We start from the raw sequence: 21,473 nt of genomic DNA on the forward strand, positions 1-21,473 counted from the left end.
CCCAGATTCGTGTACTAGAGCGCCACCTCAGCTGCGGAACTCAGGGCTTGGCGAGGAGAGGATGCCCAGCAGCACGCAGGTGCCGAGTAATTGTGCTACTTCACTGACGGGCACACCCGCCAGTGTCAGGACCGTGCCGGGTACGGCGAGGAGTCCTACCGTCGCGGCCCGGGACAGAAGGAGGTAGGAGTGCACGAAGTGCTCTTCGCCTTCCGCCCGTTGAGTGGGGACTACCTGACTGACGTTCACTGGACTCTGCCTATCTGCTTTGAGGGGCGCATGACGCGCATCGGTATGAGCCGAGGATAGACCCCTGGCTAAGGACAGCTACGGAATCGCCGTTGCCTTCATTTCTCTTGACTCGATCGTGCACAAAAGTTGGCAGGAAGCCGCTGCCGACGACTTGCCATGTCGACTCGTCCAGCACCCGCTCGGTGTCGGACGCTCCCACGCACAGGCAACCTCGGGTTGGGAGTATGACCGTAGGGGCGAACGAGGGGAAAACGAGCCTTCATTTGGGTGAGTTGATCGGTGCGCTGCCCGCCAGGGCTGATGAGCGGGTGATCCGCCAGTACCGCAGCCGGCTCGGAGGTCGGTCGTACGGCCAGTCCATCTGAAGCGCCGCGATCATCTCTTCGGCACCACCCCGGGCGCCGATCTTGTCGAGCCCGAATCTCTCGATTCCACGTACCACGGTCCGTTCGCGCCTCGATCGAGCGGCGTCTTCGTACGGTGGTGCCTCGATCCATGCAGGTCTGGAGAGGCCGTTCCATGTGATCGAGAATGCCTTCCACCGACTCGACCCGAAGGCCAACGGCGCGGGGCGTTGATTCCGGGAGCGGCATACGTGCGACCGTAGTACCAGGGCAACCCGAACATGCGTCTGGAGAGCTTACGTATGCGGGAGGGGCGGTTGCCGCTCCTCGGGTGTACTTGCGCTGGGCTGGATTCAGCTCACATTGACCAGTTCTGGGTGCTGACCGCAGAGCTCGGCAGCGGTGGCATGTCGGGATGGATGCAACGACGGCCCCCGCCAAGTGGCGAGGGCCGGTTGTCCGGGGGGATCACCCGTGGTTCTTGGCGAACTCCACGAGGCCGGTGAACCCGGCGGAAGAGAGGCTCAGGCGCGGGCCGTTCGGGTTCTTGCTGTCGCGGACCAGGAACTCGCCCGTCGCGTACGCGTGGTCGGGCGCCCACTCGATGCACTGGCCCTCGCCGGCGCTGTAGGTGCTCTTGGCCCAGCGCACGGACTGAGGGGCGGGTGTGCTGCTCATTTGGCGTGATCCTCCATGATCTTGCGAATCAGGGCCAGCGACTCGTCCTCGGACAGTGCCGCCATACGGAGCCGGTCCAAGGCGTCAATGGCTGTCGTCACCACGCTAGACGTGTCGTCGACCTGCCCGCCATGGGTGGGGCTCTCTGAGTAGACGGCGTGTGGTGCGCCGTTCAACGAGAGCAGCGTAAACGGCAAGTGGCTGGGAGCGGCACCGGCTTTGTACGGGAGCACTTGAACTGTGACGTGGGGTGATGCCATTTGTACGGCCAGGTGTTCAAGCTGCGCGATCATGACCGATGGGCTACCAATGCACGCTCGTAGGACGGCCTCGTGGATCACGACCCACAGAACCGGTGGGTTGGGACGCTCTATGACGGCCTGTCGCCTCATGCGCAGTTCCACCCGCTCCTTGATCTGCTCCTCCGTCTCGCGTGGGAAGGCGGCGCGGATGACGGCGGCGGCGTACTCCGGAGTCTGCAACAAGCCCATGAGGAACGTGCACGAGTAGTCCGTGATCCCGCTCGCGGACTCCTCAAGGGCGATGTACGGGATGAACCACTCGGGGTGCCCCCGCTTGCTCAGCCTGGTGCGGAGGCGCAGATACGTGCCCGGCGTTCCCGCCACGCGGTCCATGGCCACCGCGAATGCCTCCGACGCGAGCGCGACGCCGTTCTCGACCTTGCTGACCTGGGCCTGCTGGTAGTGGAGCTGGTCCGCGAACTCCGTCTGGGACAGCGCCAGCGCCTCCCGCACCGCCCGGACTTCCTCACCGAAGTAGGCCGCGCCGTTCGAGGGCTCCCGATCCTGCTCCGCCTGTTCGCTCATCTGTTCAACTCCCCGCGTCGGCTTCTGTGTTGGAGTGCCCACAGGCGTGTCGAGCGTACGCGCACAAACGCCGCTGCGTGAGTGATTCATTACACAGAGCACATGATTCGCGGAGGCCCCGGTGATGAGCGTGGCAGCCCCAAGGGGTTGTCCCTGCGAGTGTGGGGAGCAGAGCTGGGACACGCACCTTGACGCGCTCGTGTGGGGAGCAGCCCCACGCATGCCGGGAGCAGAACGTGTTCGGCCCGCTGCCCAAGACGTTCATGAGGACATCCCCCGAGCGGGGGGAGCAGCCGGCGGTGCGCAGGGTGTCGTCCGGCCGGTCGGGACCATCCCCGCGCGTGCGGGGAGCAGGTGGGGAGGGTCGAGCTCGGGCTCGGATGGTCGGGACCATCCCCGCGCGTGCGGGGAGCAGTACTCCGCGAGCACGCGGACCTTCGCCAGGCAGGGACCATCCCCGCGCGTGCGGGGAGCAGCAGCACTGCGACCGTTCCGTGGACGCCGGCCGGGGACCATCCCCGCGCGTGCGGGGAGCAGGAAATCGTGAAGACCTCGGACGCCTCCGACGGGGGACCATCCCCGCGCGTGCGGGGAGCAGGCCGCCGACCAGATCGCCTTGCGCCCCGACGAGGGACCATCCCCGCGCGTGCGGGGAGCAGGCATCTCGGGGTCACGCGGCGTCCCTCCTCTGCGGACCATCCCCGCGCGTGCGGGGAGCAGTCTCGGCACGCGGGAGTAGGCCATGGGATTCCGGGACCATCCCCGCGCGTGCGGGGAGCAGTTGGCCCCAGGGATCGTCATGGGCATCGGCGGCGGACCATCCCCGCGCGTGCGGGGAGCAGCGATTCCGCCCGTGCGCCGACTGCCACACCCCGGGACCATCCCCGCGCGTGCGGGGAGCAGGAATTCCCTGTCCGGAAAACTGGACACGCTCTGGGACCATCCCCGCGCGTGCGGGGAGCAGACGGAGTACAAGGAAGCTCTCGCGGACAAGGCGGGACCATCCCCGCGCGTGCGGGGAGCAGGGGCGGTCGCACTCCTGGCAGCGGGGGCCGGAGGGACCATCCCCGCGCGTGCGGGGAGCAGGAAGTTCCGGCGCGGGCCGACTCGGGCGGTGACGGACCATCCCCGCGCGTGCGGGGAGCAGTCTGCTGCCACGCCGGCCCGGAGCCTTTTGCCGGGACCATCCCCGCGCGTGCGGGGAGCAGTGGACGCAGTTTTGGAACGTGTCGAGTTGGCGAGGACCATCCCCGCGCGTGCGGGGAGCAGATGATCTGCGCCCAGGACCAGTCGCGGGTGTAGGGACCATCCCCGCGCGTGCGGGGAGCAGCTTGGCGTGGTCGACGCTGCGCGGGTCCAGCCGGGACCATCCCCGCGCGTGCGGGGAGCAGGACGACCTCGCCGCCGACGTGGTCGCCGCCCGGGGACCATCCCCGCGCGTGCGGGGAGCAGGAGTCCGGCCTTCTCGCCTGCGCACCGGCCACGGGACCATCCCCGCGCGTGCGGGGAGCAGGGCACGAACGCCGGGCTGATCGAGTCGAGCGTGGGACCATCCCCGCGCGTGCGGGGAGCAGCCCGTGCGGACCATGAGCATCTTGATCGTCTCGGGACCATCCCCGCGCGTGCGGGGAGCAGCGGCCTGCACAACCAGTTCGCGTCCTGGGCCGAGGGACCATCCCCGCGCGTGCGGGGAGCAGAAGAGCGCGTACTACGCCAAGGCGCGGTGGCTGGGACCATCCCCGCGCGTGCGGGGAGCAGGCATGCCGCCGGACGTCGTCGACCGGCAGCTCGGGACCATCCCCGCGCGTGCGGGGAGCAGGCGGCCCGTGGTGCGGACGACGACATCAGGACGGGACCATCCCCGCGCGTGCGGGGAGCAGTTGGGGTCCTTCTTGTATTCCCACGACCGCGCGGGACCATCCCCGCGCGTGCGGGGAGCAGTTGGGGTCCTTCTTGTATTCCCACGACCGCGCGGGACCATCCCCGCGCGTGCGGGGAGCAGTCGTCGAACGTCTGCTCGTCCTCGGCCGTCAAGGGACCATCCCCGCGCGTGCGGGGAGCAGGCGGCCCGTGGTGCGGACGACGACATCAGGACGGGACCATCCCCGCGCGTGCGGGGAGCAGAGTTCCTTGGCGAGGATGCGACCCTCGGTCAAGGGACCATCCCCGCGCGTGCGGGGAGCAGACTCCGTGACCTGCGACTTTATCCGGTGGGGAGGCGGTTTTTGACCACTTTCATTGAACCCGACATAACGGACCTTGCCTGGTTGCTGGTTGGAGTCGTGCGCAAGGTGGCGGGGTGCTCTGGCGGTTGGCTACCCCTCGTGAGGTCCACTTGCTCCAGCATCCGTCAAATTGGCTCAACTTTCATCCTGTGAGCGTCTCTTCCCCTTCTGTATCAATGGCCCATGACCACCGCAAGCCGTCCCACCTCCCGCCCCGGTCTCCACGTCACGCTCTCCGCCCCCACCCGCACCGTGTGGGCCAAGCATGACCGGGACTCGGCGGGGTGGCGGCACATGGAGGACAGCGCGGCCGTCGCCGGCCTGTTGTGGGACTCGTGGTTGCCGGCCGGCGTGCGGCGGGTCATCAGCGCCTCGCTCCCCGGAGGGGAGGACGACGGGCGGCGGCTTGCCGTTTGGTTGGCAGGGGCGCACGACATCGGGAAGGCAACGCCCGCCTTCCCCTCCCCGCGTCGGCTTTTGTGTTGGAGTGCCCACAGGCGTGTCGAGCGTACGCGTACAAACGCCGCTGCGTGAGTGGTTCATTACACAGAGCGCATGACTCGCGGAGGTGCCTGGTGATGATCGTGGCGGCCTCTGCGGGCTCGGCCGGGCGTCATCGGCGTGGACGTCGCCGACCTGGTGCGGGAGTAAGACCCTGGCCACCGTCGAGCGCCGCAGGCATTGAAGGCGGGCGGCGATCAACGGGATTCGATGTCCTGCTGGGGCGAATCGGGTCGGTCGGGGCGGGGTTTCGTACGACCCGCACTTCGTGCACCTCGCAGTACGCTTCGCCGTCGTGCTCGAACGAGACGAGGTGATCGTTTCCGATGGGGCAGAAGATCATCGGCGCGCCGCCCGCCAGGCGCGTCCGAGCCTTGTGGAGGACGTACAGGCCACGCCGGCCCGACAGGTGGGGCAGGCAACGGTGTGGCCGAGCCAGGTGCGGTACGCCGCATCGCCGACCGTCTTCCTGGGTCTCGTCTGTGCCGTCATGCTCGATCCTTTCGGCAGCTGGGGCAGCAGCGGGGGAACCAGTGCACGGAGGAACCGGGGACGATCTGGCGAGGCCCGAGATCGTGGGCGGCCGTGATGGTCAGCGAGGCGGCGCACCAGACACAGGCCGCTCCGCGCTGCTGCGCGTCCGACAACGAGACGGGATTCGGGAGAAGTAACTCAGTAGTGGTCATGGGCCGTCCCGGCTGTCGGTAGTCAGTGATCTGACGGTACGAACAGCCGAGACGCAGCAGGGGCACAGTCTGTGCCCCCTCGCTCACACAGCGATCACGCAGAGAGCAGGCCGAGCTTCACCGCCAGTCCGGCCGCCCGCTGCCGCCGTGCTGGCGCCTTGGCCTCTGCCTCTTCCAATACGATCCTCTTGGCGTGGCCGTTGTACTTAATGGTCTCGGGGGCTGACGCGTGCGCCTGCTCCAGCGTGGCCAGCGCGACGTCGGGCTGCCTGTCCAGGTGGTACGCCCTGGCCTCCTCGATCCGGTGCCGGGCGCGGCGCGGCCGCGACGGGATGGTGACGGCGTCCGAAGCCGCAGCTTGCCGTACGGACTCTCCGCCGGCGTGCAGTTCGACCGCCACCGTGACCGCGTGCGCCCCCATGACCGCCCGGGAGAAGCTGGTGACCGGGTGGAAGTACCTCTCAGGCAGGCGCCGGGCGATTGCGTCGGCTTGGTCCCAGTAACGCCAGGCCGTACCGCTTGCGCCACGCCGGGCCGCAGTGAGGCCGCTCTCGCAGCGCAGCGCGCCGACGACGGCCAGGACATCGTCGTCGGCGTCCGGCAGCATCGGCTCCAGGTAGGCGAGCGCCTCACGCGTCACCGCGTCCGCGGCGTCGTAGTGTGCCGCCCCGGCCTCGCGGTGGGCTTGGGCGGTCAGCCATGCGGCAACCCCGATCGCGCGCGGGTCCTCACTCTCCTGCGCGGCAACCATGCCGCGCTCGGCAACCCGCCACAGCAGGGCGGGATCTGGCTGGTAGGCGAGGAAGAACTGAGCGAGGGCATACGTCTGCGCGAGGGCGGCCTGAGCCGATCGCCGCTGGGCGGCTCGGTCGCTCTGCCGTACGGCCAGTTGAGCGTCCTGGATCAGGCCGGGTAGGAGGCCGCCGAGGACCTCTCGGTGGTTTGGTGCGGAGTGCCGGGCCGCCCACGCCCGACTGATCCGGGCCTCGATGTGCGCCGTCGGTGGTGCGGGCGAGTCCGAGGTGAGGGCGAAGGCGTCCACCGCAGACGCAACGGCAGCCAGCCGCGGGTGCCCCGGGCCGGTGAACAGCGCGGCTCGCACACCGACCTGGTCCCCGGTCAGGTCCGAGAGATCCCGCACACGGAGAACCTCAGCCAGGTGCAGGAGCACATCGAGCTTTGGTGTCTTGAGCCGACCGGACTCCAGCCCCTTCACCCACGACCCGGACCGTCCCATCAGCCCGCCGAGCGCCTCGCGGGTCAGGCCCCGGCGGGTGCGAAGGATCTGCAGGCGATGTCCGAATGGGATCGGGTTGGCGTACGGGTCCGGGGTAGCATCAAATCGCATGGCCTTGCCCCTCTCTGAACAGCTTCGACACCTGTCAGGGTATGAGGCAGGGCCCTATCTGTGTGCGCCGTCACATGATCCAGACACAGAACTGCGCCCCGCCGCCGACCGGAGCCGGCGAGGGGCATTAAGTTCACGGGGGCGGCTGCGGGCCGAGAACGTCCCTGCGGCTGCGGCGAGCAGGAAGCCGAGCCGGCCGTCGCTGTGCACCACCAGGGAACATCCCCGCGCGTGCGGGGAGCAGGCCGCTTCCGAGCCGGCCTCCGCATCAAGCGCGGGACCATCCCCGCGTGTGCGGGGAGTAGGTCTACGAGTTCTTCGCCCGGGAACGCCGCCGGGGAACATTCCCGCGCGTGCGGGGAGCAGGCCTCCGACCTGAACGTGAAGCGCCGCGCGAAGGGACCATCCCCGCGCGTGCGGGGAGCAGAGCGCGGTGAGCGGGCGGCCGCGCACCAGGGCGGGACCATCCCCGCGCGTGCGGGGAGCAGTCGGACTCATTGTCCGGCGACACGATGCCGGTGGGACCATCCCCGCGCGTGCGGGGAGCAGAAGACGATCCGCGAGTCCACCCCGGTCATGCAGGGACCATCCCCGCGCGTGCGGGGAGCAGCGGCGGGAACACAGCTGGCTGTTGCTGCCTCCGGGACCATCCCCGCGCGTGCGGGGAGCAGAACCGGCTGCGGCGCGAGTGCGGGTGCAGCCGGGGACCATTCCCCGCGCGTGCGGGGAGCAGCTCACCGCGGCGAGCGCCGCGGACCGCGAGGAGGGACCATCCCCGCGCGTGCGGGGAGCAGACGAACGTGCGGGTCGGGGTGGGACCATCCCCGCGCGTGCGGGGAGCAGAACGATGGGATATCCGGAGAAGCGCGGTGACTAGGACCATCCCCGCGCGTGCGGGGAGCAGTCAGGGTCTGCCACATGGTGTTCTCCTCCGTCGGGACCATCCCCGCGCGTGCGGGGAGCAGGGGATACAGGCCGGGGCGATGCCGCTGCTGCCGGGACCATCCCCGCGCGTGCGGGGAGCAGTCCTTCTTCGCCTGCCGCCACTGACGGCCTGCGGGACCATCCCCGCGCGTGCGGGGAGCAGGCCCTGGCCCTGCTTGACGTCGAGCCGAGTGAGGGGACCATCCCCGCGCGTGCGGGGAGCAGACGGAGTCCACTGCGTCCTTCAGACGCAGGGTGGGACCATCCCCGCGCGTGCGGGGAGCAGCCGGCGATGGCCCGGTGATCCGTGCCCGCGACGGGACCATCCCCGCGCGTGCGGGGAGCAGACACCCTGCCTAGACAACGCACCACTTGGTGCGGGACCATCCCCGCGCGTGCGGGGAGCAGCGGGCTCGGGCGGGGTCTCGGCTCCGGCCGGCGGGACCATCCCCGCGCGTGCGGGGAGCAGCTTCGAGCGCTGCTCGGCGTTGTACGCCTGGCGGGACCATCCCCGCGCGTGCGGGGAGCAGCGGATCGCGTACGCGGGGAGGGTGTGCGTCGGGGGACCATCCCCGCGCGTGCGGGGAGCAGCACCCCCTCGACGAGGCGGCCGAGGGGTGGGCGGGACCATCCCCGCGCGTGCGGGGAGCAGCTCGCGCCCCGGAGAGAGGCCGTCGTCGGGGAGGGACCATCCCCGCGCGTGCGGGGAGCAGTCGACGGCATGCCCGTCCTGGCCGAGGCGTTCGGGACCATCCCCGCGCGTGCGGGGAGCAGCAGTTCGCGCAGTCGCCGAGCCACCTGTTCTGGGGACCATCCCCGCGCGTGCGGGGAGCAGCAGTACAACAATTGGCGCCAAAGCGATCCCGCGGGACCATCCCCGCGCGTGCGGGGAGCAGATGTACGGGTTCGACTCGACCCCGTACGACCAGGGACCATCCCCGCGCGTGCGGGGAGCAGAGGGACCAGTGGACGGCGTCAAGGATCAGCGTGGGACCATCCCCGCGCGTGCGGGGAGCAGCGCATGATCGACCTGCCCGAGGGTGTCCCGATGGGACCATCCCCGCGCGTGCGGGGAGCAGCTCACGAAGACCGGCGGGTTCGAGCAGCGCCTGGGACCATCCCCGCGCGTGCGGGGAGCAGGCTTTGTGACCTGCGACTTTATCCGGTGGGGAGGCGGTTTTTGACCACTTTCATTGAAACCGACATAACGGACCCTGCCCGGTTGCTGGTTGGAGTCGTGCGCAAGGTGGCTGGGGACTGTAGCGGTTGGTTACCCCTCGTGAGGTCCACTTGCTCCAACATCCCTCAAAATGACTCAACTTTCATCCTATGAGCATCTCCTCCTCTTCTCCTCCTGTATTAATGGCCCATGGCCACCGCAAGTCGTCCCACCTCCCGCCCCGGTCTCCACGTCAGGCTCTCCGCCCCCACTCGCACCGTGTGGGCCAAGCACGACCGGGACTCCGAGGGGTGGCTGCCCCTGTGGCGGCACATGGAGGACAGCGCGGCCGTCGCCGGCCTGTTGTGGGACTCGTGGTTGCCGGGCAGTGTTCGGGCGGTCGTCAGCGCTTCCCTCCCCGGAGGGGAGGACGACGGGCGGCGGCTTGCCGTTTGGTTGGCCGGGGCGCACGACATCGGGAAGGCCACGCCCGCCTTCGCCTGCCAGGTCGAGCAACTCGCCGCCCGTATGCGGGATGCCGGGCTGGAGATGCGCTCCGCCAAGGCGCTCGGTCCCGACCGCAGGATCGCCCCGCACGGGCTCGCCGGCCAGGCGTTGCTGGGGGAGTGGCTGCGTGAGCGGCACGGGTGGACCAAGACGCAGGCTGGGCAGTTCACCGTGGTCGTCGGCGGGCATCACGGCGTACCGCCCGAGCGCGGGCAGATCACCGCGCTGAGCGGGCACGGGCACCTGTTACGCACCCCGGGCCCCAGCCGGGACGCCTGGCAGCGCGTGCAGGGCGAACTGCTCGACGCCTGCGCCGACGAGTACCGCGTACGGGACCGGCTGGACGCCTGGCGGGACGTGCGATTGCCGCAGACCGCACAGGTGTTGCTCACATCGCTCGTGATCGTCGCCGACTGGATCGCCAGCAACGCCGACCTCTTCCCGTACTTCCCGCAGGACGTCGCTCGCAGCGGCGAGGAGCGGGTGGCCGCCGCCTGGCGCGGGCTCGACCTGCCCGCCCCCTGGTCCCCGCCGGACCCCACCGAGGACGCTCAGCAGCTCATCGGGACACGGTTCGGGCTGCCGGAGGGGGCGAAGGCCCGCCCCGTGCAGGAGGCCGCCGTCGAGCTGGCCCGAGCCATGGAGCGGCCGGGACTGATGGTGATCGAGGCGCCCATGGGAGAGGGCAAGACCGAGGCCGCTCTCGCCGTCACCGAGATATTCGCGGCCCGCTCCGGTGCCGGTGGCGTGTTCTTCGCCCTTCCCACCATGGCCACCGGCAATGCCATGTTTCCCCGCCTCCTGGAGTGGATAAAACGGCTTCCGTCCACCCGGGACGCCGAGCACTCCGTCCTCCTCGCCCACTCCAAGGCCGCGCTGAACGAACGCTTCGCCGACCTCATGCGCGACAGTGGTCAGCGCATCGCCGCCGTCGATCTCGATGCTCAGGAGGTGCGGCGCGTCGCCCCTGCCGGGCTCGTCGCGCACGCCTGGCTGCGCGGGCGCAAGAAGGCCATGCTGGCGTCGTTCGTCGCCGGAACCATCGATCAGCTTCTGTTCGCCGGCCTGAAGAGCCGCCACCTGGCGATGCGTCATCTCGCCGTGGCGGGGAAGGTCGTCGTCATCGACGAGGCGCACGCGTACGACACGTACATGAGCGTCTACCTGGACCGGGTGCTGTCCTGGCTCGGCGCGTACGGGGTGCCGGTGGTGATTCTCTCCGCGACTCTTCCCGCCCGCAGACGACGTGAACTGGTCGAGGCGTACGCGGGGACGACCGGTACGCCGGAGGCGTTCGAGGGCGTGGCCGAGGCCACCGCCTACCCGTTGCTCACCGCCGTCACACACAACGGTTCGCCGGTCATGCGTGGTCCCGGTGCCTCCGGCCGCGGCACGGACGTCGTGCTGGAACCGTTCGACGACGACACGGACGCCGTCGTCGGGCGTCTCGCCCACGAACTGGACGGCGGTGGCTGCGCGCTCGTCGTACGCAACACCGTTGCCCGCGTGCTGGAGACGGCGAAGGCGCTCCGCGCCCGGTTCGGGGACGAGAACGTGACCGTCGCGCACTCCCGCTTCATCGACGTCGACCGGGCCGCCAAGGACGCCGACCTCCTCAAGCGCTTCGGGCCGCCCGGTACGGCGCAAGGGCGCCCGCCCGGGCCGCACATCGTCGTGGCCAGCCAGGTCGCGGAGCAGTCCCTCGACGTGGACTTCGATCTGCTGGTCACCGACCTCTGCCCGGTCGACCTCCTGCTCCAGCGCATGGGCCGCCTGCACCGCCACCAGCGCGGCGAGGGCCAGCGGGACCGCCCCGAGCGGCTTCGCCGCGCGCGGTGTCTGGTCACCGGCGCCGACTGGCAGCCCGAGGTGCCCGTGCCCGTACGGGGATCGGTCGCCGTGTACGGGGCGTACACGCTGCTGCGGTCGGCCGCAGTGCTGCTCCCGCACTTCGAGCAGGGCGAGGAACGTCCCGTACGGCTGCCCGACGACATCTGCCCGCTCGTCCAGGGCGCGTACGCGGACGACACCGAGGCGCCGGCGGGGTGGACGGACGCGATGGCCGACGCTCTTGAGCGTCACGAGGACCACCTCGCCGACCAGGCCGAGCGTGCGGCCGTGTTCCGGCTGGGGAAGGTGGGCACGGCGGGCAGGCCGCTGTTCGGATGGGTCGCCGCAGGGGTGGGCGACACCGACGACAGCCCGGCCGGGCGTGCCCAGGTCCGCGACACCAGGGACGGACTGGAGGTCCTGGTGGTGCGGCGACGGGCCGACGGGTCGCTGACCACGGTGCCGTGGCTCGCGCCGGACCGGAACGGCAAGCCGCTCGGGGGCCTGGAACTGCCCCTCGACCAGCTGCCGCCCCGGCGCACCGCACGGGCGGCGGCGAGCTGCGGGCTGAGACTGCCCACGCAGTTCTCGTACGGGGACGTCATGGACCGGGCCATCTCCGAGCTGGAGCAACTCTGGGTGCCCGCCTGGCAGGTGAAGGAGAGTTCCTGGCTCGCCGGCCAGCTGATTCTGGTGCTGGACGAGGATTGTCAGACCCACCTGGCAGGCTTCTCCTTGAGCTACAGCCAGTGCGACGGCCTTGAGGTGACCCGTGACTGAGACAGATGAGAACGCGGCCCGCGCGCTGTCGTTCGACCTCACCTCGGAGCCATGGATTCCGGTTCTGCGCCTGAACGGCGAGCACGCGGAGCTGTCACTGCGGCAGGTGTTCGGCGAGGCCCATCGGCTGCGGCGGATCGTCGGGGACCTGCCCACCCAGGAGTTCGTGCTGTTACGGCTGCTGCTCGCCATCGCGCACGACGCGCTGGACGGACCACGCGACGTGGAGCACTGGGCGGAACTACGGGCCGACGAGGCCCCCTTCGCGCCCATCGGCGGCTACCTCGACGAGCATCGCGACCGCTTCGACCTCTTCCACGCCCGTACGCCGTTCTTCCAGGTGGCCGGCTTGCACACGGCGAAGGGTGAAGTCTTCTCCCTGAACCGCATCGTGGCGGACGTGCCCAACGGCGCGCCGTTCTTCAGCTCGCGGATGCCGGGCGCGGAGCGGCTGACGTACGCGGAGGCCGCCCGCTGGACCGTGCACGCCCACGCGTACGACACCTCCGGCATCAAGACCGGCGTCGTGGGCGACGACCGGACCAAGGGCGGCAGGGTCTACCCGCTGGGCGTCGGCTGGGCGGGCAACCTGGGAGGCGTCTTCGCGGAAGGCCCCACCCTGCGGGACACCCTGCTGCTCAACATGGTGGCGCCCGCCGACACCGAGGGCCTCAGCGACTGGGACGCCGGCGACGACCTTCCCGCTTGGCGGCGCGACCCCTGCGGGCCGGGGGCCCAGCCCGTACGCCGCCCCACCGGCGTCCGCGACCTCTACACCTGGCAGACCCGCCGCATTCTGCTGCACGCGGACGGCGACGGTGTGCATGGCGTGGTCCTCGGCTACGGCGATCCGCTCAACGCCCGCAACAAGCACGGCTGCGAGCCGATGACCGCCTGGCGGCGCAGCAAGGCGCAGGAGAAGAAGCACGGCGAGGCGACCGCCTACATGCCGCGCGAGCACGACCCGACCCGCTCGGCCTGGCGGGGGCTCGAATCCCTCATCGCCAACAGAGGCGCGCCCTCGCAGGGGGCGGAAGCGGCGAACTACCTGCCGCCCCGGCTCTTCGAATGGATCGCGCGGCTGGTGACGGACGGCGAGCTGGACGAGCGCTTTCTGATCAGGGCACGGATCATCGGCGCCCAGTACGGGACGCAGCAGTCGGTGATCGACGAAGTCGTGGACGACCACGTGGCCATGGCGGTGGTCCTGCTCCACGCGCGCAGGAGCGAATACGCGGAGCAGGCGATCAGCGCCGTGAAGGACGCCGAGGAGGCCGTCACCGCGCTCGGGGACCTCGCGACGAACCTCGCCCGCGCCGCCCGGACCGAGAGCGACGGCCCCAGACTCACGGCACGCGACCAGGGCTTTCACGTCCTCGGTACGCACTACCGGACCTGGCTCGCCGCCCTGGACGGCAGCACGGACCCGTACGAATCACGTGCCGAGTGGCAGCGCCAGGTGCACCGCATCGTGTCCCGGCTGGGTGAGGACCTCATCGACCGGGCCGGCGATTCCGCGTGGCAGGGCGTGCTCATCACGGTCAAGTCGCGAACGGAATGGCTGAACGCCGGCCTGGCCGGCAACTGGTTCCGCCACCGCCTCGACACCTGCCTGGGCCATCCCCGGGATTCCGATCGATCCACGACGGACACCGGCGGCGAACCGGAGGCCGTCGCGCCCGCCGCTGCCGCGCCTGCCACCGAGGGACACGCATGACGACGACCACCACCCCCGCTCTGCTCACGCCCCGCAAGCAGGTCGAACAGCTTGCCGGTTCACTCATCGCCGGGTACCAGCGCGGGTACTTGGCGGACGAGCCGAGCGCAGTCGCCGCTCTCGCCCGGCTGCGCAGAGGCGCCGGCCAGAAGCCGGAACGCGTGCCCGACCTGTGGAATCTCATCGACACCTCGTCCCTGCACGCTCCCGACGAGGGCGCCCGGGAGCTGAGCGATCCCGAACTGGAACGCGCGGAGAACGCCCTCCACACCGCCCTCACGCTGTGGGCACTGCACCAGCAGTCCCGCAGGGAGGCGGGAATGCACGGACAGGGAAGCCGTGGAAGGCCTCGCGGGCTCGGAGCCGCCGTGCGCCGCATGATGAAGCCGGGCGAGATCGACGACCCGCTGCGCAAGCGGCTGGTCCGGGCCGGTACCGCGCCCGACCTGACCGTCCTCGCTCAACGCCTGAGAGACATCGTCCTCCTGCTGCGGCGCGAACGGTTCGCCCTCGACTACGCGCTGCTCGCCGGGCAGCTCTACACCTGGCAGTGGCCGGACGGCCCCGACCGGGTACGCAGGGAATGGGGGCGGTCCTTCCACGCCTGGCAGGCGGAGAACGCTGACGACGGCCAGGAACCCGGTGGCGACGCCACGGCGGACGACTGACGCGTCCACGGCGCCCCGCACTCCCCGAACGACCGGCATTCCGCCGTCCCGGCCTCGGCAGCCCCACACATCAGCCCGTACGACAAGGACGTCTCGTGAACCGCTTCTACCTCGATGTACACGCCCTGCAGACCGTTCCACCGAGCAATCTGAACCGGGACGACACCGGTTCCCCCAAATCCTCGGTGTACGGCGGCGTGCCCCGCGCCCGCGTCTCCAGCCAGGCGTGGAAGAAGGCCACCCGCGACTACTTCGAGGCGAAGAACCTTCTCGACCCGAGCGAACTGGGCGTCCGCACCAAGAAGGTCGTCGAGGTACTGGCCGCCCGCATCATCGAGCGGGACGACACCATCGAGGAGTCCGAAGCCCTGGAACTGGCGGCCGCCGTCATCGCGGCCACGGGGCTCAAGATCGAGGTCCCCAAGCGCAAGAGCGCCGCCAAGAAGTCGGCGGCGGCCGAGGACGCCGGTGACGAGGAGACGCAGGCAGAGGTGGCCCAGGCCAAGTACCTCGTCTTCCTCAGCGCACGACAGCTGGACGGGCTGGCCGGGTTGGCCATCGAGGGCGCCGCCGACATCGCGGCGTTCCTGAAGGCCAAGGAGAACAAGGACAAGGTGAAGAAGGCCGCGGACACCCGTCATTCGGTCGACATCGCCCTGTTCGGCCGCATGGTCGCGGACGCCACCGACTTCAACGTGGACGCGGCGGTGCAGGTCGCCCACGCCATCAGCGTCCACCGCGTCGACAACGAGTCCGACTACTACACGGCGGTCGACGACAAGAACGACGACTCGGAGCCGGGGGCCGGGATGATCGGCACCGTCGACTTCAACTCCGCCACGCTCTACCGCTACGCCGCCCTCGGCATCCACCAACTGGCCGCCAACCTGGGCGAAGGGCTCCAGGAGGACGAGCCCGGGGCCACCCCGGTGCGCCGGGCCGCCGAAGCGTTCGTACGGGGCTTCGTCGAATCCCTGCCCACCGGGAAGATCAACACGTTCGGCCACCACACCCTGCCCGACGCCGTCGTCGTCAAACTCCGCACCACCCGCCCCATCAGCTTCGTCGCGGCGTTCGAGGAGCCGGTGCGGGGGGACCTCGGCGGCCACATGTCCGAGGCGTGCGCGCGCCTCGCGGAGTACATCCCCGACGTGGAGCGGGCGTACGGCGACGCGGACTCCACCCTCACCTGGGTGCTCCGCGTCGGCCCGAACACCCGCGAGCTCGCGGAGATCGGGACCGAGTCCGCCAACATCGGCGAACTCGTCGCCTCCGTGGGACAGGCCGTCGCCGAGCGCCTGGAGAAGCCCGAGTGAGCGTGCTGACCATGCGGCTCGCGGGCCCCCTGCAGTCCTGGGGATCGTCCGCCCGCTTCGTTCGCCGCACCACCGAACCGGCACCGACCAAAAGCGGGGTGATCGGCCTGCTCGCGGCGGCGGCCGGCATCGAACGAGGCGACGACGACGCCCTGAGCACCCTGTCCCACCTGCGGTTCGGGGTCCGGATCGACCAACCCGGCAGCCGCGTGCGGGACTTCCAGACGGCCCACCACGGCGTCACGGGTGACTCGATGCCACTGTCCGAACGCTTCTACCTCGCCGACGCGGTGTTCGTGGCGGCGGTCGCGGGCGAGGCCGACCTCCTGGCCCGCCTGTACGCGGCCTTGCGAGCCCCCGCCTACCCGCCGTTCCTCGGCCGCCGCTCCTGCCCGCCCGCGCAGCCGGTGGAGCTGGGCGTACGCGACGGCGATTCGCCGCACCGGGCGCTGGCCGACGAGCCGTGGCAGGCCGCCGCGTGGTACCGCCGGAGGTTCCGGAAGGACGCGACGGTATCGCTCACCGTGCTGCGTGAGGCGGAGGAGCAGGAGGAGGACGCGGACCACCAGCGCGACCAGCCGCTCAGCTTCTCCGCCGCACAACGCCGGCACGCCCTGCGCACCGTGGTCAGCCGAACGGTTACCGTCCCCAACCCGGACGCCGTGCCCCGGCAGCCCGTACGTCCTCGGCACGAGCCGTTCGACGCCCTGGAGGAGGAGAGCGTCCGATGTTCCTGACCCGCTTCCGCATCAACACCGCGCGCACGGGTGCCCGGCGACTGCTGTCCTCGCCCCAGACGCTCCACGCGGCCGTCATGGCATCGTTCCCCGACCTCCTCCCCACAGCGGCCACCACGCCGGACGGCCCGCGAGTGCTGTGGCGCCTCGACCAGAACGCGCGGGCCGAAGTGCTGCTGTACGTGGTCGGCCCCGACAAGCCGGACCTGACCCATCTCGTGGAGCAGGCCGGCTGGCCCGCACTCGCGGAACCCGGATCACCGGGGTGGCAGACCCGGCCGTACGGTCCGTTCCTCGACCGCCTGGCGGCCGGCCAGCGATGGGCGTTCCGGCTGACCGCCAACCCCGTCCACCACATACGCCGAAAGCCCGACGAGCCGCGCAAACGCACGGCACACATCACCCCCTTCCACCAGACCGGGTGGCTCGTCTCCCGCCAGGAGAGCTGCGGATTCCGGATCGTGGAGAAGCCGCAGGACGAGCGACTGCTGCCCTCCGGGACCACCCACCAGGGCCACGAGCACGCCGGCGACCGGTACCGGCTGACGGTCGGCGACCGCAGGGGCCTCGCGTTCGACAAGGAGCGCGGCGCGGCACGGAGCGACGGGAAGCGGGCCGGCCGCGTCAGCATCGCGACCGTGACGTACGACGGCCACCTGGAGGTGGCGGACCCGGACGCGCTGCGCCGGGCGCTCACTCACGGCATCGGCAAGGCGAAGGCGTACGGCTGCGGCCTGCTGACGCTGGCCCCGCTCGACGAAAGAGGCTGAGCCCGTGGCGACGGTCTCCCAGCGCGGCGCCCTCACACCCCGCCACCTCACCCGCACCGGCGACCGGCTGTCCTTCATCTACCTGGAACGCTGCGTGGTGCACCGGGACGCGAACGCCATCACCGCCGAGGACGCGGAGGGCACCACGCACATCCCGTCCGCGACGATCGGCACCCTGCTCCTGGGGCCCGGCACCCGGATCACGCACCAGGCGATGAGCGTGCTGGGCGAGACCGGCGCCGCCGTGGCCTGGGTCGGCGAGCAGGGCGTGCGCTACTACGCGGGCGGCCGGGCACTGACCCGGTCGTCCGCACTCGCGGAGGCGCAGGCGGTCCAATGGGCCAACGCGCGCAGCCGCCTGTCCGTGGCCCGCGCGATGTACCGGCTGCGCTTCCCCGACGAGGACCCGGACGGCCTCACCCGCAAAGGGCTCCTGGGCCATGAGGGCCGCCGGGTCAAGGACTGCTACCGGGCCGAGGCGGCTCGTACGGGCATCCGCTGGCGGGGACGCAAGTACGTCCCCGGCGACTTCACCGCAGGCGACGCGGTCAACCAGGCGATCACCGCGGCGGCCCAGTGCATGTACGGGGTGGCCCACGCGGTGGTCTCATCGCTCGGCTGCAGCCCCGCCCTCGGCTTCGTCCACTCCGGCCACGAGCTCTCCTTCGTCCTCGACATCGCCGACCTGTACAAGACGGAGATCGGCATCCCGTTGGCCTTCGACGTGGCCGCGGAGAGCGAGGAGGACGTGGCGTCCCGGACCCGCAGGGCCCTGCGCGACCGCATCAACGAGACATCGCTGCTGGATCGGTGCGTGGACGACATCAAGGGCCTGCTGCTCCCCGAAGGCGCCGGCGCCGCCGCCGACCGGGACGTGGTCACGCTCCAGAGCGACGGCGGCGAAGTGGTCGCCGCAGGCCGCAACTACGGCGGGCCCGACGCCTACGAGGCCGAGGAGACGTCCTGGTGACGGTGATCGTGCTCACCAACTGCCCGGCCGGCCTCCGGGGCTTCCTCACCCGCTGGCTCCTGGAGATCTCGGCGGGCGTCTTCATCGGCAACCCCTCGGCGCGGGTCCGCGACGTGCTGTGGGCGGAGGTGCGGGAGTACGCGGACCAGGGCCGCGCCCTGCTGGCCCACACCACCGACAACGAGCAGGGCTTCACCTTCCTCACCCACGACCACAAGTGGCACCCCGCCGACCACGAGGGCCTGACGCTGATCCGCCGACCGAGCGAGGGCGCGCGGCGGTCGAGCCCTCCCGAGAGCCCGAAGCCGGGCTGGAGCAGGGCGGCGAAGCGGCGGCGGTTCGGGCGGGGGTGAGGAGGCGGTCCCCCGACCGTGCCCTACGTGCTCAGTGACTTTCCGAAGCCCACGGCCAGAGGCATGCGCAGGCCCAGTGGGGGCGGAGCCGCCAGGGCGTCGGTCAGGGGGCGGGCGTAGGGGTGGCCGAAGAGGGTGCCGCGGATGAAGTCGGCGGCCAGTGCCGTTACCTCCGAGCGGTGCTGGCGCAGGGCGTGGCCGTCCGAGTGGACCTCGAAGCGGCAGGTGTCGCGGTGGATCTTCTTGGCTCGCTGGGCCAGACGGAACGACAACTCCGGCTCGCAGCGGGCGTCGTTGGTGCCGTGGACCAGCAGGACCGGGCGGCCCACCAGGTGCTTGACCGGTTCCGGGTCGGCGGACGGGTCGCCCGGCAACCAGGGGGCCAGGGCCAGGACCGCGCCGACCGAGGGATGGCCGCCCGCCCGCAGGGCCGCGCGGGCGCCCATGCCGTGGCCGGCCAGGCAGACGGGGACATCCCCGTAGCGGCGTACGGTCTCCTCCACCGCCCACTCCGCGTCCGCCGCGAGCTGCGCGGCGTCCTCGTTCCAGCCGCGACAGCGGTAGCGCACCACATGGGCGGCGAGGCCGTCGCCGCGCCCCGCGTGCGCCAGTGCGCGGGCCAGCGGGAGCAGGCGGGCGTGGGAGAGGGAGGAGGGGCGGCGGTTCGAGTGGGGTTCGCCGTCCGGGAGCAGCAGGACCACGCCGCCGACCGTTGTTGTTCCGGCCGCCGCTCCGACGGCCCGTCCCAGCCTTGCCGCAGGCTGGGGGAGTGCGCGCTGTGCCATGGCGTAACAGTGTCAGACACCGGGGTGTACGCCACCCCTGTTCGCGGTGTCTGTTACGTGCGGGCTCCGCAGGGGCCCCGCCCGGACGCGCCCTTCCCGCCCCGCGTATCCGTTATGCAACGACAAGCGCGCTCTACGCGCGTAGGCGTTAGAGTGCGTGAATGATGAGCCCCACCCTCAACGTGCCCGGCCGGGACCAGATCCGGCGGGCCCCCAAGGTCCTTCTGCACGACCACCTCGACGGCGGGCTGCGACCCGGCACGATCGTCGATCTCGCCGCCGCGGTCGGTTACGACGCCCTTCCCGAGACCGAGCCCGACAAACTCGGCATCTGGTTCCGGGAGGCCGCCGACTCCGGATCGCTGGAGCGGTACCTGGAGACGTTCGCCCACACCTGCGCCGTCATGCAGACCCGTGACGCGCTGTTCCGGGTCGCCGCCGAGTGCGCCGAGGACCTGGCGGCCGACGGTGTCGTCTACGCCGAGGTGCGGTACGCCCCCGAGCAGCACCTGGAGGCCGGGCTGACCCTCGAAGAGGTCGTCGAGGCCGTCAACGAGGGGTTCCGCGAGGGCGAGCGGCGGGCCAGGCAGGACGGCAACCGCATCCGCGTCGGCGCCCTGCTCACCGCCATGCGGCACGCCGCGCGGTCCCTGGAGATCGCCGAACTCGCCAACCGCTACCGCGACCAGGGCGTCGCCGGGTTCGACATCGCGGGCGCCGAGGCCGGCTTCCCGCCCACCCGGCACCTGGACGCGTTCGAGTACCTCAAGCGCGAGAACAACCACTTCACGATCCACGCGGGCGAGGCGTTCGGGCTGCCGTCCATCTGGCAGGCCATCCAGTGGTGCGGTGCCGACCGGCTCGGGCACGGGGTCCGCATCATCGACGACATCGAGGTCGCCGAGGACGGCTCGGTGAAGCTGGGCCGGCTCGCCTCGTACGTACGGGACAAGCGCATCCCGCTGGAGATGTGCCCGACCTCCAACCTGCAGACCGGGGCGGCCACCTCGTACGCCGAGCACCCCATCGGGCTGCTGCGCAAGCTGCACTTCCGGGCCACCGTCAACACGGACAACCGGCTGATGAGCGGTACCAGCATGAGTCGCGAATTCGAGAAGCTGACCGAGACTTTCGGATACACGCTCGACGACATGCAATGGTTCACCGTCAACGCGATGAAGTCGGCGTTCATTCCTTTCGATGAACGTCTCGCGATGATCAACGACGTCATCAAGCCCGGATATGCCGAGCTCAAGTCCGAATGGCTTTTCGAGCAGACCGCTGCGACCAGCGTGTCTTCCTCGCTCGCCGGTTGACGAAACGGCAAGGGAAACGGCCGGGGAAAGGTTTTCCCGGCCGTTTTCCCGGGGGGGGCGATGTTTGCGGAGCGGGGCGACGGATGACTACGTTGCGAAGCCGCTCACATCCCCTTCCCCAAGGATGAATGTCATATGAAGCAGTCTGCTGCCCGGACTCTCGGCGTCGCCGCACTCGGTGCCGCCTTCGCCGCTGCCGCCGCCGGCACCGCCTCGGCCTCCGTGCTGCCGCTGGACACCGTGACCAGCGTGGTGCCCGTCGCCGGGGCCGTGGCCGACGCCACCTCGACGCTGCCGGTCCAGGACACCGCCGACCAGCTCCTCGGCACCAGCCAGACGAAGGTCCTGGGCGACGCCGCCACCCCGGTCAAGGGCCTCCTCGGCGGCCTGCCCGCCGGTGGGGTGACCGCCAACGGCCTGACCGCCAACGGTGTGCCGCTCGGCCGCTGATCCGGCAGCAGCCGCAGCACGCCTGTGGGCGGGCCCCCCGGTCGGGGCCCGCCCACGGTCATGTCCGCCGGACGATCACCAGGCGGTCGCCGACGACGACGGCCGCTCCTGGGGCAGCAGCAGCCACAGCGCCAGATAGAGCAGGAACTGCGGTCCCGGCAGCAGACACGAGACCAGGAAGACGACACGCATCGTCGTCGCCGACGTGCCGAAGCGCTTCGCCAGCGCCGCGCACACTCCACCGATCATGCGTCCGTCACGGGGGCGGGCAAGTGCGGCCATGGTGAGCTCCTTCGCGAAACGTTGCGGGGAGCAGTCCGTCGTGCTCCC

The 21,473-nt window shown here is 70.7% G+C and carries 17 protein-coding genes and 2 CRISPR repeat arrays; of the genes, 11 read left to right on the plus strand and 6 right to left on the minus strand.

What is annotated here, in order from left to right; translation table 11 throughout:
- Positions 1 to 27 precede the first annotated feature (27 nt).
- The 3 genes from DNK56_RS35075 to DNK56_RS23245 all read right to left on the minus strand — a co-directional run bounded on the left by DNK56_RS35075 (position 28) and on the right by DNK56_RS23245 (position 2,101).
- Positions 28 to 195: a hypothetical protein gene (locus DNK56_RS35075; RefSeq protein ID WP_158558481.1), complete on the minus strand. Its 168-nt coding sequence runs from the start codon at positions 193 to 195 to the stop codon at positions 28 to 30.
- Positions 196 to 1,064: 869 nt separating this feature from the next.
- Positions 1,065 to 1,274: a DUF397 domain-containing protein gene (locus DNK56_RS23240; protein ID WP_111337763.1), complete on the minus strand. Its 210-nt coding sequence runs from the start codon at positions 1,272 to 1,274 to the stop codon at positions 1,065 to 1,067.
- The gene (locus DNK56_RS23245; protein ID WP_111337765.1) at positions 1,271 to 2,101 is read right to left on the minus strand and encodes a helix-turn-helix domain-containing protein; all 831 of its coding nucleotides are present in this window, start codon (positions 2,099 to 2,101) and stop codon (positions 1,271 to 1,273) included. The genes DNK56_RS23240 and DNK56_RS23245 overlap by 4 nt, the downstream gene beginning before the upstream one ends.
- A gap of 325 nt (positions 2,102 to 2,426) precedes the next feature.
- A CRISPR array of direct repeats spans positions 2,427 to 4,286; the repeat unit is 29 nt; unit sequence GGGACCATCCCCGCGCGTGCGGGGAGCAG.
- A gap of 223 nt (positions 4,287 to 4,509) precedes the next feature.
- On the opposite strand from DNK56_RS23245, the gene DNK56_RS35080 reads away from it, so the two are divergent.
- Positions 4,510 to 4,860, plus strand: coding sequence for an HD domain-containing protein (locus tag DNK56_RS35080; RefSeq protein WP_158558480.1), 351 nt, complete (start codon positions 4,510 to 4,512; stop codon positions 4,858 to 4,860).
- Between the two features lie 747 nt (positions 4,861 to 5,607).
- Here the strand turns inward: DNK56_RS35080 and DNK56_RS23260 are convergent.
- Entirely contained in the window at positions 5,608 to 6,861 is a 1,254-nt protein-coding gene (locus DNK56_RS23260) for a helix-turn-helix domain-containing protein (protein WP_111337773.1), read from the minus strand.
- A 215-nt stretch (positions 6,862 to 7,076) separates the two neighbouring features.
- Positions 7,077 to 8,925: direct repeats of the CRISPR family, unit length 29 nt; unit sequence GGGACCATCCCCGCGCGTGCGGGGAGCAG.
- Between the two features lie 229 nt (positions 8,926 to 9,154).
- Here DNK56_RS23260 and cas3 point away from each other — a divergent pair.
- The 8 genes from cas3 to cas2e all read left to right on the plus strand — a co-directional run bounded on the left by cas3 (position 9,155) and on the right by cas2e (position 18,592).
- Positions 9,155 to 12,061, plus strand: coding sequence for a CRISPR-associated helicase Cas3' (cas3, locus tag DNK56_RS23265; protein WP_158558479.1), 2,907 nt, complete (start codon positions 9,155 to 9,157; stop codon positions 12,059 to 12,061).
- Positions 12,054 to 13,778: a type I-E CRISPR-associated protein Cse1/CasA gene (gene casA, locus DNK56_RS23270; protein ID WP_111337775.1), complete on the plus strand. Its 1,725-nt coding sequence runs from the start codon at positions 12,054 to 12,056 to the stop codon at positions 13,776 to 13,778. Before cas3 ends, casA begins: the two co-directional genes overlap by 8 nt.
- The gene (gene casB, locus DNK56_RS23275; protein WP_111337777.1) at positions 13,775 to 14,446 is read left to right on the plus strand and encodes a type I-E CRISPR-associated protein Cse2/CasB; all 672 of its coding nucleotides are present in this window, start codon (positions 13,775 to 13,777) and stop codon (positions 14,444 to 14,446) included. Before casA ends, casB begins: the two co-directional genes overlap by 4 nt.
- 95 nt (positions 14,447 to 14,541) lie before the next feature.
- Entirely contained in the window at positions 14,542 to 15,762 is a 1,221-nt protein-coding gene (gene cas7e / locus DNK56_RS23280; protein ID WP_111337779.1) for a type I-E CRISPR-associated protein Cas7/Cse4/CasC, read from the plus strand.
- On the plus strand, positions 15,759 to 16,499 hold the full coding sequence (cas5e, locus tag DNK56_RS23285) for a type I-E CRISPR-associated protein Cas5/CasD (RefSeq protein ID WP_111337781.1): 741 nt from the start codon (positions 15,759 to 15,761) through the stop codon (positions 16,497 to 16,499). Before cas7e ends, cas5e begins: the two co-directional genes overlap by 4 nt.
- Positions 16,490 to 17,269 (plus strand): type I-E CRISPR-associated protein Cas6/Cse3/CasE, encoded by a 780-nt coding sequence (gene cas6e, locus DNK56_RS23290; RefSeq protein WP_111337783.1) that lies wholly within the window; start codon positions 16,490 to 16,492, stop codon positions 17,267 to 17,269. Before cas5e ends, cas6e begins: the two co-directional genes overlap by 10 nt.
- A 4-nt stretch (positions 17,270 to 17,273) precedes the next feature.
- Positions 17,274 to 18,239, plus strand: a complete 966-nt coding sequence (gene cas1e / locus DNK56_RS23295) for a type I-E CRISPR-associated endonuclease Cas1e (RefSeq protein WP_111337785.1) — start codon at positions 17,274 to 17,276, stop codon at positions 18,237 to 18,239.
- Positions 18,236 to 18,592, plus strand: a complete 357-nt coding sequence (gene cas2e, locus DNK56_RS23300; protein WP_111337787.1) for a type I-E CRISPR-associated endoribonuclease Cas2e — start codon at positions 18,236 to 18,238, stop codon at positions 18,590 to 18,592. Before cas1e ends, cas2e begins: the two co-directional genes overlap by 4 nt.
- 23 nt (positions 18,593 to 18,615) lie before the next feature.
- Here the strand turns inward: cas2e and DNK56_RS23305 are convergent, their stop codons facing one another.
- A complete protein-coding gene (locus tag DNK56_RS23305; RefSeq protein WP_199563648.1) occupies positions 18,616 to 19,377 on the minus strand; it encodes an alpha/beta hydrolase in 762 nt (253 codons plus the stop codon).
- 161 nt (positions 19,378 to 19,538) lie between these two features.
- Here DNK56_RS23305 and DNK56_RS23310 point away from each other — a divergent pair, with 161 nt between their 5' ends.
- A complete protein-coding gene (locus DNK56_RS23310) occupies positions 19,539 to 20,693 on the plus strand; it encodes an adenosine deaminase (RefSeq protein WP_111337792.1) in 1,155 nt (384 codons plus the stop codon).
- A 135-nt stretch (positions 20,694 to 20,828) separates the two neighbouring features.
- On the plus strand, positions 20,829 to 21,143 hold the full coding sequence (locus DNK56_RS23315; RefSeq protein WP_111337794.1) for a hypothetical protein: 315 nt from the start codon (positions 20,829 to 20,831) through the stop codon (positions 21,141 to 21,143).
- 75 nt (positions 21,144 to 21,218) lie between these two features.
- Here the strand turns inward: DNK56_RS23315 and DNK56_RS23320 are convergent, their stop codons facing one another.
- Positions 21,219 to 21,425, minus strand: coding sequence for a PspC domain-containing protein (locus DNK56_RS23320; RefSeq protein WP_111337796.1), 207 nt, complete (start codon positions 21,423 to 21,425; stop codon positions 21,219 to 21,221).
- Positions 21,426 to 21,473 lie beyond the last annotated feature (48 nt).

Origin of the sequence: Streptomyces sp. AC1-42W (assembly GCF_003248355.1) — a bacterium.
In the GTDB taxonomy this organism is placed as follows: Bacteria; Actinomycetota; Actinomycetes; order Streptomycetales; family Streptomycetaceae; genus Streptomyces.

What these genes read in the sequence shown, in the direction of transcription:
- DNK56_RS35080 (WP_158558480.1), top strand. Translation starts at nt 4,510, where the DNA reads ATGACCACCGCAAGCCGTCCCACCTCCCGCCCCGGTCTCCACGTCACG.
- casB (WP_111337777.1), top strand. Translation starts at nt 13,775, where the DNA reads ATGACGACGACCACCACCCCCGCTCTGCTCACGCCCCGCAAGCAGGTC.
- cas3 (WP_158558479.1), top strand. Translation starts at nt 9,155, where the DNA reads ATGGCCACCGCAAGTCGTCCCACCTCCCGCCCCGGTCTCCACGTCAGG.
- DNK56_RS23245 (WP_111337765.1), bottom strand. Translation starts at nt 2,101, where the DNA reads ATGAGCGAACAGGCGGAGCAGGATCGGGAGCCCTCGAACGGCGCGGCC.
- DNK56_RS23315 (WP_111337794.1), top strand. Translation starts at nt 20,829, where the DNA reads ATGAAGCAGTCTGCTGCCCGGACTCTCGGCGTCGCCGCACTCGGTGCC.
- cas6e (WP_111337783.1), top strand. Translation starts at nt 16,490, where the DNA reads ATGTTCCTGACCCGCTTCCGCATCAACACCGCGCGCACGGGTGCCCGG.
- DNK56_RS23320 (WP_111337796.1), bottom strand. Translation starts at nt 21,425, where the DNA reads ATGGCCGCACTTGCCCGCCCCCGTGACGGACGCATGATCGGTGGAGTG.
- DNK56_RS23310 (WP_111337792.1), top strand. Translation starts at nt 19,539, where the DNA reads ATGATGAGCCCCACCCTCAACGTGCCCGGCCGGGACCAGATCCGGCGG.
- DNK56_RS23305 (WP_199563648.1), bottom strand. Translation starts at nt 19,377, where the DNA reads ATGGCACAGCGCGCACTCCCCCAGCCTGCGGCAAGGCTGGGACGGGCC.
- DNK56_RS23240 (WP_111337763.1), bottom strand. Translation starts at nt 1,274, where the DNA reads ATGAGCAGCACACCCGCCCCTCAGTCCGTGCGCTGGGCCAAGAGCACC.
- DNK56_RS23260 (WP_111337773.1), bottom strand. Translation starts at nt 6,861, where the DNA reads ATGCGATTTGATGCTACCCCGGACCCGTACGCCAACCCGATCCCATTC.